The organism is Rhizobium sp. BK591, assembly GCF_014195045.1.
Lineage (GTDB): Bacteria > Pseudomonadota > Alphaproteobacteria > Rhizobiales > Rhizobiaceae > Rhizobium > Rhizobium anhuiense.
In genome coordinates, this window is sequence record NZ_JACIAZ010000002.1 from 197831 (window position 1) to 212241 (window position 14411).

Here is a 14411-nt window from a genome sequence, read left to right on the forward strand (position 1 = left end):
GCCTCAGGCCTCCTTGTACCAGAATGCATCCGGCATGTAGACGCCGAGATAGGAGGTGGGATCGAAGCCGTAGAGCGCTCTCGCCGGCAGGTTCTGCAGCTTGGCGGCGCGAAGGATCGGCTGCGGCGTGCTGTTGATGAGGCCGATCGAGAACACCTGCTGCGTATAGAGCGACAGCATCTTGTGCCAGATCACCTGACGCTCCTCGAATTTCGGCGCCGCCCCCCATTGGCTGAGCAGGTCGACCAGTTCGGCTGCCTCCGGCAGGTCGGGTGCGACGCCCTCCTGGCCGGCCGAGAGGTAATGCATGCCCCAGAGCGGCCATTGCAGCTGATCGTCGAGCGTCGGCGCAAGTCCCGCAGGCGACATGTCGGCCGTCGGCACGCCATTGTCGAGGCCGTACCAGATCGACATCATGATCGAGCCGCTCATGGCGCGGTTACGGAAGACGTCGCGCTGCGAGGTGCGGGTATAGAGCGCCAGGCCGATATTGGCCCAGTGGTCGTGCACCAGTTCCAGCACGTCGGTGTCGAGATTGCTTTCGCCGGCGGTCTCGACGGTGATCTCGGCGCGCCGCCCGTCCGGCAGCAGCCGGATGCCGTCGTCGCCACGCTTGCTCAAGCCGAGTTCGTCGAGCAGGCGGTTGGCCTCGTCGGCATCGAATTTCACATAGGCATCGGCATATTCCTGCTTGAAGAGCGGGCTGTCGGGCAGGACGGTATCGGCGCTCGGGGTACCGAGACCGTAGAAGGCGACCATGTTGATCTCGTGCCGGTTGATCGCCAGCGACAGCGCCCGGCGCAGGCGCACGTCACGGAAGAGACCGCGCCACACCTCGTCGGCGCAGTTGAGGTTCGGCAACAGCGTGATGCGCGAGCCGCGCGCCAGCTTCCACAGATCGACCTTCACCGGGAAGCGCTTCTCGGCCTCCTTCAGGAAGGTGTAGTCGTTGAAATCGATGCCGGTCGCCTGCAGGTCGGCTTCGCCGGCTCCGGCCTTGGCGGCGATGATCGACGAGGAGGAGACGTTGAGGATGAAACGGTCGAGATAGGGAAGCTGCCTGCCGGTCTCGTCGACGCGGTGGAAGAACGGGTTGCGCTCGAAGACGAACTGCTCGGCCGGCAGCGCCGTCGTATTGCGCCAGGGATCGAGCGTCGGCAGGTTCGGATTTTCCGGACGGTAGGAGCGCGCCATCTTGATGTGCAGATCCTGCCATTTCTTGACGCGATAGGTCTTCATCAGCTCGTCCAGCTTCGCCTGGTCCGGCTGGAATTTCTTGTGGAATTGCTTGAGATAATGACCGGGACCGCAGATGACGAGCGGCAGCGGCCCTGCCAGCGTCGGCAGGAACATCGGGTTGGGTTTTTCCCAGGTGTAGCGCACGGTCAGCGGATCGAGCACTTCGAAGCGCGGCAGGCTGCCGTGCGGGCGAAGCTCCAGAGCGCCGCCGCCCGGGGTCAGCTTGTCGTTCAGGATGACGTCTTCCCACCAGTAGCGGAAATCGTCGGCGGTGAACGGCTGGCCGTCGGACCATTTATGGCCTTCGCGCAGCGTGAAGGTGAAGACTGTGTCCTCCTCGGACTGGAAGGCGGCGAGGATATCCGGCTGGAACTGCAGGTGCTTGTCGTAGCCGACGAGGCGGGCATAGCCGTAGATCGTCATGAAGCGGATGTCGCGCTGGCTGCCGATGATGGTGCGCACCGTGCCGCCGTAGCTGCCGGGTTGAAGCCCCATCTCCTTCAGATTGACGATGCGCGGGCGGGCAGGAATGCGCTCTGCCATCGGCGGCAGGCTGCCGGCTGCGAGCCGCTCCTTCAGGAATTCCGGCTCGCCGGCTTGTTCGGCCCGAAGCACCGCTGGCGCGATTGCCGCACCGACGAGGCCGCCGAGAAACGTGCGACGCGTTACCATCAGCGCAACTCCTTGGCATCGGCGCCCTTGCGGGCGCGCACCAGATGGCCGTCGCCGAGATCGGCATAGGCAAGTTCGGAAGCGTCGTCATGCTCGGCGGTGAAGGTCTTGCCCCAGTTCTGCTTGTCGGCGGCGCCGTTTTCCCGGAGCGCCTTGAAATCGAGCGGCCGGTCAAGATCGGGGAAGGGGACGGCGGCGAGCAGCGATTTCGTATAGGGGTGCACCGGATCGCGCAGGATGATTTCGCGCGGCGCGATCTCGACGATGCGGCCCTTGCACATCACCGCAATGCGGTCGGCCATGTAATCGACGACGGCGAGATTGTGCGAGATGAAGAGATAGGTCAGCCCCAGCTCCTTCTGCAGATCCTTCAACAGGTTGAGGATCTGCGCTTGCACGGAGACGTCGAGGGCCGAGACCGGCTCGTCGAGGATGACGAGCTTCGGGCCGAGCGCGAGAGCGCGCGCGATACCGATGCGCTGGCGCTGGCCGCCCGAGAAACTGTGCGGATAACGGCTGAGATAACGCTTGTCGAGGCCGATGGCCGCCATCAGCCCTTCGACCTTGCGCTTGCGCTCGGCGCTGTCGCCGCGGTCGTGGATCTCGAGGGGTTCGCTCAAGATGTTGCGCACCGTCATGCGCGGCGAGAGCGAGGAGACCGGATCCTGGAACACCATCTGGATCTTGGTGCGCATGTCCTGCAGTTCGGCGCCCTTGACGGAGAGGACGTCGACGACCTCCTTGCCGTCGTTGAACACCACCGCGCCGCCGTCCGGCGTGATGGCGCGCATCAGGATCTTGCTAAGCGTCGTCTTGCCGCAGCCGGATTCCCCGACGAGGCCCAGACATTCGCCGCGGCGAATGTCGAAGCTGACGTCGTCGACGGCGCGCAAGACGGTGGCTTCGTGCTTGCCGAAGAAACTGCGCTTGCGTGTCTTGTAGGTTTTCGAGAGGTTGGCGACGGAAAGCAGGATGCCCGGCGCCTCTGCCTGGAGCGACTTCTTCTTGCCGACGAGGGCTTCGAGATTGACCGTCACATCGCGCAGCGCTTTCAGCCGCTCGCCGGGTTTCATGTCGAAATGCGGAACGGCGGCCATCAGGCCCTTGAGATAGGGATGCTGCGGATTGCGGAAGATATCCTCGACCGGCCCGGCTTCCATGATCTCGCCATGATAGATGACGACCACCTCGTCGGCCATGTTGGCGACGATGCCGAGATCGTGGGTGATGAGCAGCATCGCCATGCCGAGCTTGGCCTGCAGCTCGCGGAGCAATTCGAGGATCTGCGCCTGGATCGTCACGTCGAGCGCCGTCGTCGGCTCGTCGGCGATCAAGAGCGCCGGCTTGCAGATCAGCGCCATGGCGATCATCGCGCGCTGGCGCATGCCGCCGGACAGTTCGAACGGATACATGTCGTAGGTGCGATGCGGATTGGTAAAACCGACCAGGCCGAGCATCTCCTCGGTTTTCTCGCGCGCTTCCTGCTTGTCGACCTCGGTATGGATCAGCAGCACCTCGCTGATCTGGTTGCCGATCGTATGCAGCGGCGAGAGCGAGGTCATCGGCTCCTGGAAGATCGTCGCCATGCGCCGGCCGCGCAGATCGCGCATTTCCTCGCTGTCGCGTGGAAAGGACAGGATATCGGTCGTGCTGCCGTCGAGCGGATCGGTGAACAGGATACGGCCGGAAGCCTTCGCCGGATTGGGCAGGATGCCCATGATCGACTGGCTGATCACCGATTTACCGGAGCCGGATTCACCGACGAGAGCGGTGACCTTGCCCGGAAGGATGCGAAGATTGGCTTCCTTTACGACACGAAGTCGGTCGCCGAAAACCGAGAAGGAGACGTCGAGATTTTCAATACGCAACAAATCGGCCGCAGACGCCATACCAATGAAATTCCCCAGTCTTCTGTGTTCCCGTTAAGGCACACTATCGTACCGCAAACGGGGTGTCTAGCAGATGACAATCACAGGAAAACTGCCGCGTCCCGCCAAAGTTCCCTGAGGCGAAACAAGCAGATTCATGGCGGGGTCTTGGCGTTTTACTGGATGAATTTCTCCATGCTGGTGCGCTTGACCTGTTTCTTGGCGTCGCGATGCAGGAGAATGACCTGCTCGGCCTCGGAAAGTCCGTTCTGCACGGCCTCGCGGAAGCTTTCGTCGACATTGATTTCAGGGGCGGGCGCGCGCGGCTGCAGCACCGTCACTTTCTGGCGGATGCCGCGCAGCTTCTCTTCGCCGAGCGTCGTCCATTCGCCGCCGCAATAACCGGCGAACGCCTGGCTGGCGACGACCTCGCGGCCGTATTTCTTAGTCAGGATCTGCAAACGCTGAACCTCGTTGACCGCCGAGCCGAAGGCGGAGAAGGTCAGGCGGTCCTTGAGGCCAACATTGCCGAACATGACGTTGCCGACATGCAGGCCGATGCCGTAGCCGACCCTGGTCAGGCCTTTCTGCTCGCGGTCCCGGTTGAGTTCGGCGACCCGCGCCTGCGCCTGATGGACGGCCGAAAGGGCTGCTTCGCAGGCAATTTTCGATGGATCCTTGTGGCGCCCGCAGGGATAGACGGCGAGAAAACCATCGCCAAGGAAGCTCAGGATTTCGCCGCCATTGCGGTTGAAGGGGGCGGCGATGGCATCGAAGAACTGGTTCAGCGTGTCGATATAGGCCTGCCGGCCTTCCTTTTCGGCATACATGGTGGATTCGCGCATGTCGCCCATGACGAGGGCTGCGCGGATCGTCTCACCATCGCCGCGGCGGATCTGGCCGTTCAGCACCCGCTTGCCGGCGTCGCCGCCGAGATAGGTGGTCAGCATGTTGTTGGCGAGCTTGCCGAGCACCGCCATCTTGGCGGCAACCGCCAGATGGTTCTGCATCCTGAGCAGCGCATCGATCATGTCGTCGGAAAAGCCGGTGTTATGGTCCGTCGACCAGGAGCCCATCATGCCCTGCACCGAGCCGTCGCCGAAGGGCTGCACGAAGGCCAGGTAATCGGTGATGGCGTCCTTGCGCAGGTCCTCGAAAATGGGAAATTCGTTCGGCCCATCCTGCATCAGCCGGCGGCGGATGTGCTGCAGATTGTTGTCTAGCAGGTAATAATAAGGGCTCTGCAGGAAGCGGTCCGGCTTTTGCCCGGCGGGCATGCGGAAGCCCTCGATGGTGACGCCGCTGGCGCGCCGCCAGGTGAAGCTCAGCGCATCGTAGAGCGGATGCAGCATCGAGAAGGAAAGATGCACGCGCGCAAGCGGCAGCCCCGCAGCGGTGAGCCTTTCGCAGAAACCGCGCACGATGTTTTCAAGCTCGTCTCCGGCCAGCGAAGAGTTCGTCAGCCATTCAGCGACCCGGTCCAACAGGATGGAGGACACGCTGGATTCGATCGTGCTCATTCTCGGTATGATCCTCATAAAGCACGCCATCCCCAAGAGCCAAAAGTCCCTCGGCCGGCACATTTTCATGCGCAGGTCACAGGGAAATCAGGATGTACGAGCGGTATTATTGTGTCAACGATCTGCCGAAAGCCCGGCAGCAGCGCCCCTCAGCTCCCCATGCCGGGGATCGGACGGGTAGTCCTTTCCAGGTGGTTCATTATCAAAAGTCAAAATAGGGATGCTGCAAATGCGAAACAATGGGATCTGGAATTTTTTGTGCGCCCAAGTTGCAGCGAAGGGGCTGGGCGAGTCATTTCGGCCACACCCTGCTGCGACGGTGAGTAACGGCAGCGGGGTGAGGGAGGTAGCCATGGGGGCAAAACGGACAGCAGCATCGCCAGCGATAAGAGGAAGATCCACGCCCGGGTTTAATTTGCCCTGATCATGCATTAGATCAGCGTCTTGAATTTCCCGTTTGAAAGATCCCGCCTTGGCCATCTCCCCCTTCGACATGCTTTTGCAGAAGATCGAAACCCGCACCGCCCGCGCCGGCATTATCGGGCTCGGTTATGTCGGCCTGCCGCTGGCGATCGCGGTGGCGCGCAGCGGCTTTGCCGTCACCGGCTTCGACATCGATCCCGGCAAGATGGTGGCGCTCGATGCCCGCCATTCCTATATCGACGCGGTCAGCGACGAGGCGCTGTCCGCCGAGATCGATGCGGACCGATTCAAGGCGACGACCGATTTCGCCGGCCTTGTCGATTGCGACGTCATCATCATCTGCGTGCCGACGCCGCTGACGAAGCATCGCGATCCCGACCTTTCCTTCGTCGAGGCGACGTCGCGCTCGATCGCCGCGCATCTGCGCCCCGGTCAACTCGTCGTGCTGGAATCGACCACTTATCCCGGCACCACCGATGACGTGGTGAAGGTCATTCTCGAAAGGGCCGGCCTGAAATCCGGCTCGGACTTCTTCGTCGGCTTCTCGCCGGAGCGCGAGGATCCCGGCAATCAGCATTATCATACCGCCACCATCCCGAAGGTCGTCGCCGGCGACGGCGCCGAGGCGCTGGCGCTGATGAAGGCCTTCTACGGTGCGGCGGTGTCGACCGTCGTTCCGGTCTCCTCGAATGCGACGGCCGAGGCCGTGAAGCTCACCGAGAACATCTTCCGGTCGGTCAACATCGCCCTCGTCAACGAGCTGAAGACCGTCTATGCGGCCATGGGTATCGACGTCTGGGAAGTGATCGACGCGGCCAAGACCAAGCCCTTCGGCTATATGCCCTTCTATCCCGGCCCCGGCCTTGGCGGCCATTGCATCCCGATCGACCCCTTCTATCTCACCTGGAAATCGCGCGAATACGAGCTGCCGACCCGCTTCATCGAGCTGGCCGGCGAGATCAATTCGGCAATGCCGCGTTATGTCGTCGGCAAGCTTGCTGAAGCGCTCGACATCCGCGCCGGCAAGGCGCTGAGCCGCAGCCGGGTGCTGGTGCTCGGGCTCGCCTACAAGAAGAACGTCGCCGATATAAGAGAGAGCCCCTCGCTGCGGCTGATCGAGATCATCGAGGAGCGTGGCGGACGGGCGGATTACCACGATCCCTTCGTCGCCGAGATCCCGCCGACGCGCGAATACCAGGCGCTGAAGGGCCGCAAATCGGTGACGCTGACCCCTGATGCCATCGCCGGCTACGATGCGGTGCTGGTCGCGACCGACCACGACCAAGTGGACTATGCGGCGCTGTCGAAAAGCGCGGCCCTGATCGTCGACACGCGCAACGTCTTCAACCGGCTCGGCCTCTCGGCCGGTCATGTCATCAAGGCGTGACGGAAACACTTGAAAAAGACTTGCCGGTCATCTGGCTTGCGGCCACGGCATAACCGCCCGCCGCCCCGTCGATGAAATGCACATGGTCGCGCGAAATCGGCGTCGGCACGAAGCAGGTCATCAGCGCCGACGTCTGCCGATGCAGACCGTAGCGGGCAATGCCCTTGGCGCGAGCCCCTTCCAGCAGCGTCTCGATCCGTTTCAGATGTTCGGCATCGACGTCGACCGTCATCTTCAGCCCGTCGTCGAACTTGCGGAAATCGGAATTGCCGGCGACGTCGCGTTTGTAGCGGCGGGCGTCGAATCTGCCGAGCGGAATGCCGAGCCTGTAGAACACGACCGTGATCGCGAGTTGCAGGAAGATGATGAGTTTCTGCCGCAGTCGCCGGCCTGCCGGCGCGGTGGCCTTGGCTTCGCGATTGATGCCGTGCAGCGAGAAGGCAAGGTTCGGGCCATCCGCCGGCACCGGATGGCTGTCCCGGTTCTGCTCGGTGGTAATGGCGACGATGCCGTTGACAAGATCGCGGAATTCTTCGCCCGGCCGGCCTTCGCCGGGAATCGCGATGATCGAGACGATCTCGCCGTTGCGTGCGTCGATCGGGCTCCAGCGACAGGAGAGGCCGGTGAGATCCGGGCGCGTTCCGGCAGTTGCCCGCTCAACGCCGTAACGGCCGAGCTTCATTTGTCTTTCGGCCCAGCTGGTGCCGCCGCCCCAGAACATCGCGTAGGTCACGTAAGGACTTGCGGCGTAACGCGCGACGCGGACGTCGAGGCCCTCGGCGCGAGTGTCGGCGACCGGCACAATGGCGATGCGCAGCATCAGGTTCAGATCTTCCTCAACCCAGACCTGCACGGCGGCAAGTGCATCGCGCGCCGCCTTCTCCAGCGAGCCGGGCAGCGCGATCAGCGCGCCGTCGCCGCCGAAGACGAAGGGATAATCGCCCTTGCCGACGCCATTCAAGACCGCCGAGATGACGCTGGCGCCCGCCATGTTGACGTCCTTGTAACGGCCGCTGGCGATCGCCTGCGTCGAGCCGACGATGTCGGCCAGCGCCAGCACCCATCCGTCCGGCAGCGGCCGGTAGTTGGCGGCGTCGGTCACGCCCTCGAATTCGCTGAAGAGCGGCACTTCGGCAAAGAAATCTTCATCGGTCACTGTTTTCATATTATCGAGCTTAGCACAGACCCATGTTGCCACTGCAACGCCATTTCCCATATACGGCAATCGACTTGGCGCGGTTTCATGTGTTAGCACGCCCACACGATTTTCATGACGGATACGGATTAGATGAGCCGCCTCGACAGCTTCATTCGCCGGTTGACGGCTCAACGCGACATTCTGAACTCGATCGTCGATCTGGTCGGGGAAATCGAAGGCCCTGTGCTGGAGTTCGGCCTCGGCAACGGCCGCACCTATGATCACCTGCGCGAAAACTTTCCCGGCCGGCGCATCGTCGCCTTCGACTGGGAGGTGCGCTCCTATTCGGCCTCGACACCGGAGGCCGAAGACATGGTGACCGGCAATATCCGCGAATCCGGCCAGGCCTTTGTCGGCATCGGCGCAGCCCTTGCCCATGCCGATATCGGAACCGGCCATGACGAGATCGACGCCGTGACGCTGACCTGGCTGCCGCAACTGATGGCCGGCGTGCTCGCCCAAAACGGCATCGCCGTCAGCGGCCTGCCGCTGGAGCATCCCGAGCTGGTGGCGCTGCCGCTGCCGGAGGGGATTAAGGAAGGGCGGTATTTTCTCTATCGCAGGACATGATCTCCGCTCATGAAGCGCAGGAATAGGATGCGGCAGAGCGCGCAGTGAGTTTTGCCTCGAAGTCGGTAGCGATTTCGTCCAGCGTCACGCTGCCCAGCCGCTGCAGGAGCAGGGACTGGGCTTCCTTCATCGCGTCGCCGAGGGCGATATTCACGGCCTGTTCTACCAGACATTGCGGCTGATCGTCGGCTGGGCCGATGGCGAAGAGATGCGGCTCGCCGATGGCGCGGTAGACGTCGAGCAGGGTGATTTCCGATAAGGGACGCACCAGCGTCCAGCCACCGCCATGGCCCTTTTCGGAGCGGACGTAGCCCTGTTCGCGAAGGCCGGCCATAGTGCGGCGCACGACCACCGGATTGGTGTTCAGCATTTTGGCAATCATTTCGGAAGTCGCCGAGTGCTGGTGCCTATCCATGTGGATCAGCACGTGCAGCATGCGTGAAAGGCGGCTGTCATTGCGCATGGTTTTCTTCCTGTCGATCGGACGGGGCATTATGACAAGTCAATCGTAACAAGACAAGTGACGTGATACTTGACCGCGCCTCTTCATGTAACTTATGATGATTCATGATCGGTAGAGCCAAAGGAGAGTTTCATGTCCTACGAAGTCATCATCATCGGCGGAAATTTTGCCGGCCTGTCGGCAGCCATGCAGCTTGCCAGGGCGCGGCGGCGCGTGCTGCTCGTCGACGCCGGCGCGCCGCGCAACCGGTTTTCTGAAGCATCGCATGGTTTCCTCGGCCAGGACGGCCAGACGCCGGCAGCGATCATGCGGGAGGGAAAACGGCAGCTTTCACTCTATGCGACCATCACCATCCGCGACGGGAAAGTCGTAAGGGCACAGAGGGATGGTGACGCATTCATCGTCGGCACCGAAGACAGCGGCGAAGAACGAGCCGCGCGCATCGTGCTCGCAACCGGCGTCAGCGACACGCTGCCCGAGATCTCCGGACTGCGGGATCGGTGGGGCCGCTCCGCGCTGCACTGCCCCTATTGCCACGGTTATGAGGTCAGCGGCGGCAAGCTCGGCGTTCTCGCAAACCATCCGCATTCGGCCCATTCGGCCATGATGATTCCCGACTGGGGAGCAACGACCTTTTTCACCCAGGCGCTGTTTGAGCCCGACGAAGAGCAACTGGTGCGGCTGACTGCCCGGGGTGTCCGGATCGAACGCAGCCCTATCGTGGAATTGTTGGGCGACAATCCGAAGCTTGAGGCGGTTCGCCTCGCCGATGGCCGCGTCGTGCCGCTGGACGCGGTGTTCGTCGCGCCGAAAACGACGATGGCGAGCCCGATTGCCGAACAGCTCGGCTGCGCCTTCGACGACGGCCCGTTCGGACCCATCATCCGGATCGCCGATAACAAGGAAACCACCGTCAAGGGTGTCTTTGCCGCCGGCGATGCGGCAAGCGCCATGCACAATGCCACCCTCGCCTCCGCCTCAGGCGTGCTCGCCGGCGTGCACTGCCATCAATCGCTTGTCACGCAGTCGGTCGCATAAGGCAACGGTCAGGGTCCTTCACGTCCACCTCGCAATTCCCGAAGTGAACATCTCAACGCGTTAGACGCCGATCTACCCGAAGGATTCGGATTCCCTGACGTTTGATGGGGATCGATCCATTGGCTCATGCGGTGATCTTGGCCTGCGCGGCCTTCTGGCGATCGGCCCCCCATTTCTGGATCGGCCGTTCCATGAATTTCCAGCTTAGCGCAGAAAAGGCGATTGTCGGGATCGCAACGACGACCAGTTCGACGATCCCCCGCTTCAGCGGATAATCGAACACTTGCCACATAATATGCATCATCAGCCAAAGCATCGGAAAGTGGTAAAGATAACATCCGTAACTAATGCGGCCGAGATAGGCCAAGGGCCGGGCTCCAAGAATGCGATTGAGAATCGGGCTTGTCCCTGAGGCCGTTATGGCAATCAGGATTGCCATTGGCAGCAGCGGAAGAATTTGTAGAAGAAAATCGACGACCACTAGGAACGGTGGACGGCCATCTGTCTCAACGAGTTGCAGGGCACTCCACAGCGCCGCCGGCAGGAGTGCCGCAATGAGGCGAGTTCGGAGCGTGCGTGCCAGCACGCCCGAATAAAAGAAGGTCAACGCCCCCATGCCGAATGCATCAAGCGAGAAGGGAGACCATAAGACCACGTTGTCGGGGTAATAGCCGGCGACATAGCACCCGAGCCAGAATGCCAGCGCAATGGCGATGGCACCTGCGGCTGCCAGCGCCACCGATCTGTTTGCGCAGTTGAGGACAACTAGGGGCCAAATGAGATAAAACTGCCATTCGACGGACAGGGTCCAGGTATGGGCAAGCACCCACGGGTTCCAATTCATGGCCATCGCGAACCAGACGTTTGACAAAAAGGCGAGATGATAAAAAAGCCCATCCCGGATCGTGACGAGTCCGATCGCGGCAAGGGCCAGGACCATGGCGTAATAGGTCGGCAGGAGCCTGAGCGCCCTTCGCGCGTAGAATGATCGCAGCGCCGCAAATGTGAACCCCTCGGCGTCGCGCAACGCGACCAGTTTGCCGGTAATCAGGAAGGCACTCAAAATGAAGAACGTTCGCACCGCCAGATCGCCGAGCAAGGAATTTTCGTCGACGAAATGCGTATAGAACACTCCAAGAATGGCAAAAGCCCTGATGCCATCAAGGCCTCGTATCCGATCCGCCTCCATTCCCCACCCGTTCCTTCGCCCGATGGTCATATTCCGCCATGCCCCGGCGGGGCGCAAGAGGACGAAGATCTAGGTAGGTCGCGCAAAAGTGTGCAGCGGTTTCGCGATCATATCATGCGCAAAATCGGCGTTCTAAAGCGCGGTTAGAGACTCTGAAAGATTGCGACCCACTTTAGGGCAGGAACAGCACATTGTACTGATCGAACTCGCCCGGCAGATCCCGCACCTTCATCTCCTCCTCACGGTCCTCGAAGAGCACGAGGCAATCCTCGTAGAATCCCGACAGCATCGATATGAACGCTTTCGTTCCTTCCGGGCCGTAGAAGAGCGGCGTGAACTCCATGTAGAGCGGAACGCGGCGGGCAAGCAGCGGTTGCATCGACCGGCAGGCGACCGGCTCGTAACCCTCGATATCCATCCAGACGAGGCCGATCGCGGCCGGGTCGATCGAAAGGCCGGCAAGGATCTCGGAAACCGGCTTTACCGGCACGCTGATCTTCTTGTCCGCCGGGCTCTGGCGGATGGCGCTGCTCTTGCCGTGATTGTTGAGGTTGAGAAAAAAGTCGATCTCGCCTTCGCTCTCGCCGGCGGCGCAATTGACGAGCCGGACCTTCTCCTCCAGCCGGTTCTGGCGAATGTTGAGGGCAAGCAGCGGGAAATTGCGCGGGTCGGGCTCGATGCTGACGATCCGGGCGTAAGTGCCGCTCAATGCGAAATAGACGGTCTGGGTGCCGATGTTGCCGCCGATCTCCAGCAGCGTCGCATCCTTTCTGAGCAGGCCGCGCTCGCGCAGGATGACGATGAGCCGGTCGACGGCCTCGCGCTCGAAATGGCCCTTCCGGAAGACCTTGCGGCCGATATAGTCGGCGGGCGAGAAGGTCATCCGATGGTCGCCGGCGTCGACCGTCATCGAGACGACGCGCGGGCCGATATTCTCGATCAGCAGGCGACGGCCGAAGCGGGTGTCGAAGAAGCGCGAAGCGGCGGCATTGCGCGCCTTGCGCAGGCGACGGCTCCAATATTTGGCGGTCAGCCAGGGCTTGCCGGGCATCAGTCTTTTCCTTCGAGCGGTTCTGCCGCTTTCTCTCTCGGAATGACGTAGACTTTCAAGGGCAAGGCCCGGCCGCGCACGCTGATTTCACGGCTTTCGATGCCGGCGAGATCAGCACCCGAAAGGTTCGCCACCGGCTCGGAGATGACGATTGCCGCTTCGAATTCCTTGGCGGCGGTCTCGAGCCGGCTCGCCACATTCACGGTATCGCCGATCGCCGTCATGCTGCGCACCCGCCCATATCCCATCGTGCCGACGACGGCCGGGCCGGTGTGAATGCCGATGGCGATGCGCAGCGGCAGCGCCAGTTCGTCGGCGAGCTCTGCGGCGAGTTTCTCGATCTCGGCGACGATCGCTGCTGCTGCGTTGAGCGCCTGGCGGCAGGCTTCCTCCGGCGCGGTGCTGAGGCCGAACAGCGCCATGGCGCCGTCGCCGATGAACTTGTCCAGCCGTCCGCCCGCCTGCTCCACTGCCTTGCCGATTATGGCGAAATAGCGGTTCAGCAGGAAGACGACGTCGAAGGGCAGGCGGGTTTCCGTCAGCGTGGTGAAATGGCGGATATCGACGAAGAGTACGGCGATCTCGCGCTCGCGGCCGGGGCTCGTTTCCTGACTGTTGGCGGGAAGAGCGGCCTCGGTCGCCGGCACGAGAAGCGGCGCAACCGCGACGTTGTGGTTCGGACGAAGCTGGCAGGCGAGCCGGACATCCGGGCCGGCATTGATGCGCCTCAATGTCGTCTGTTCCATCTTGTCGGGGGCCGGCAGGCTGTCGTAATCGCCAAGGATCTGCACCCGGCAGGTGGAGCACTGCCCCTTGCCGCCGCAGACGGCATAATGCGGCAAGCCGCCGAGCCGGCTTGCTTCCAGCACCGAGAAGCCGCGCGGCACACGGATCACCTCGCCGCCCGGATAATTCACGGCGACCTGGTCAAGCCGCTCCTTCAGCTTGCGCCGGGCGCGGGCGACGACGACGATCAGCAGCGAGGCCGAGAAGGCGCCGTAGAGCCCGGCACGGATCATGGCGACCTGACGGTGAACTTCCGGGTTTGAGATGTAACGGGTGTTGACGCCCTCCTTGTAGGCGCTGATCGTCATTGCCTGTTGGTAGGATGGGTCGGCGAGCGTTCGGCCCATTTCGACGAAGCCGAGCAACGAAAGCACCGGCACGAGGATCGCAAGCGCCAGCAGAAGGGGCGCAAAATCCGGATACCAGGGCCGATAGCGCAACCAGAAATGGATGCCGATGCAGCCATGGATCCAGACGGCGACGACAGCGAAGCCCTGCCGCAATCCGTTCGCCGGATTCCTGATCCAGAGCATGCTGACGACCGCCTCATAGTCATCGATGTAGCCGTAGAACTCGTGGGCGATACGCGTGCCGATGACATGATCGAGGAGCAGCAGCGGGATCATCAAGCCGAGCACGATCTGCGCCATTTCCCCCTTCGGCATCACGAGGCTGCGTCTGACATAGATGGCGCGCAGCACCAGCGCGATATGGATGAGGACCGCCGAATAGAAGATGGTCGTCCCCAGAGGATTGCGCCAGATCATCAGGAAAAGATGGGCGGCTTTATCGGCGGCGGAGACCGAAATCAGGCCGATCGCATGGTTTGACAAATGCAGCAGGACGAAGATGAAAATGACGAGGCCGGAACCGAGCCTCGCCCTTCTGATCGCACGCTCCGAAAAAATCCCTGTGGCCGAGACCGTCGTCATTCATTCCCGTTCTTGTCGATGTAACCGCAGGCCCATAGAGATTGAGAAAGAGGCGGAATTGCTTCGATCGCGATC

General features: G+C 62.0%; 12 protein-coding genes. 3 read left to right on the plus strand and 9 right to left on the minus strand.

Going from position 1 to position 14411, the window contains the following annotated elements; translation table 11 throughout:
* Positions 1-3 precede the first annotated feature (3 nt).
* The 4 genes from FHX10_RS08015 to FHX10_RS08030 form a co-directional block, all read right to left on the minus strand.
* Positions 4-1911, minus strand: coding sequence for an ABC transporter substrate-binding protein (locus FHX10_RS08015; RefSeq protein WP_028755866.1), 1908 nt, complete (start codon positions 1909-1911; stop codon positions 4-6).
* Positions 1911-3800, minus strand: coding sequence for an ABC transporter ATP-binding protein (locus FHX10_RS08020; RefSeq protein WP_097595629.1), 1890 nt, complete (start codon positions 3798-3800; stop codon positions 1911-1913). The genes FHX10_RS08015 and FHX10_RS08020 overlap by 1 nt, the downstream gene beginning before the upstream one ends.
* A 155-nt stretch (positions 3801-3955) precedes the next feature.
* Positions 3956-5299, minus strand: a complete 1344-nt coding sequence (locus FHX10_RS08025; RefSeq protein ID WP_028755868.1) for an adenylate/guanylate cyclase domain-containing protein — start codon at positions 5297-5299, stop codon at positions 3956-3958.
* A 114-nt stretch (positions 5300-5413) separates the two neighbouring features.
* On the minus strand, positions 5414-5779 hold the full coding sequence (locus FHX10_RS08030) for a hypothetical protein (RefSeq protein WP_063475960.1): 366 nt from the start codon (positions 5777-5779) through the stop codon (positions 5414-5416).
* Here FHX10_RS08030 and FHX10_RS08035 point away from each other — a divergent pair.
* Positions 5772-7109, plus strand: a complete 1338-nt coding sequence (locus FHX10_RS08035) for a nucleotide sugar dehydrogenase (protein WP_097595630.1) — start codon at positions 5772-5774, stop codon at positions 7107-7109. The two genes, FHX10_RS08030 and FHX10_RS08035, sit on opposite strands and share 8 nt — an antisense overlap.
* Here FHX10_RS08035 and FHX10_RS08040 read toward each other — a convergent pair.
* A complete protein-coding gene (locus FHX10_RS08040) occupies positions 7099-8274 on the minus strand; it encodes a DUF3095 domain-containing protein (RefSeq protein WP_063475962.1) in 1176 nt (391 codons plus the stop codon). The two genes, FHX10_RS08035 and FHX10_RS08040, sit on opposite strands and share 11 nt — an antisense overlap.
* 123 nt (positions 8275-8397) lie before the next feature.
* Between FHX10_RS08040 and FHX10_RS08045 the strand changes: the two genes are divergently transcribed.
* On the plus strand, positions 8398-8877 hold the full coding sequence (locus FHX10_RS08045) for a class I SAM-dependent methyltransferase (protein ID WP_028755871.1): 480 nt from the start codon (positions 8398-8400) through the stop codon (positions 8875-8877).
* Between the two features lie 7 nt (positions 8878-8884).
* Here FHX10_RS08045 and FHX10_RS08050 read toward each other — a convergent pair whose 3' ends face one another.
* Positions 8885-9340: an Rrf2 family transcriptional regulator gene (locus FHX10_RS08050; RefSeq protein WP_097630779.1), complete on the minus strand. Its 456-nt coding sequence runs from the start codon at positions 9338-9340 to the stop codon at positions 8885-8887.
* A gap of 132 nt (positions 9341-9472) precedes the next feature.
* On the opposite strand from FHX10_RS08050, the gene FHX10_RS08055 reads away from it, so the two are divergent.
* Positions 9473-10378: an NAD(P)/FAD-dependent oxidoreductase gene (locus FHX10_RS08055; RefSeq protein ID WP_097595632.1), complete on the plus strand. Its 906-nt coding sequence runs from the start codon at positions 9473-9475 to the stop codon at positions 10376-10378.
* 124 nt (positions 10379-10502) lie between these two features.
* Here the strand turns inward: FHX10_RS08055 and FHX10_RS08060 are convergent, their stop codons facing one another.
* From FHX10_RS08060 to FHX10_RS08070, 3 genes are all read right to left on the minus strand, one after another.
* Positions 10503-11567, minus strand: a complete 1065-nt coding sequence (locus FHX10_RS08060) for an acyltransferase (protein ID WP_165932224.1) — start codon at positions 11565-11567, stop codon at positions 10503-10505.
* A 172-nt stretch (positions 11568-11739) separates the two neighbouring features.
* Entirely contained in the window at positions 11740-12618 is an 879-nt protein-coding gene (locus FHX10_RS08065) for an FkbM family methyltransferase (RefSeq protein ID WP_097595634.1), read from the minus strand.
* Positions 12618-14336 carry an adenylate/guanylate cyclase domain-containing protein gene (locus FHX10_RS08070; protein ID WP_097595635.1) on the minus strand — a complete coding sequence of 573 codons (1719 nt, stop codon included), beginning with the start codon at positions 14334-14336 and terminating at the stop codon, positions 12618-12620. The genes FHX10_RS08065 and FHX10_RS08070 overlap by 1 nt, the downstream gene beginning before the upstream one ends.
* Positions 14337-14411 lie beyond the last annotated feature (75 nt).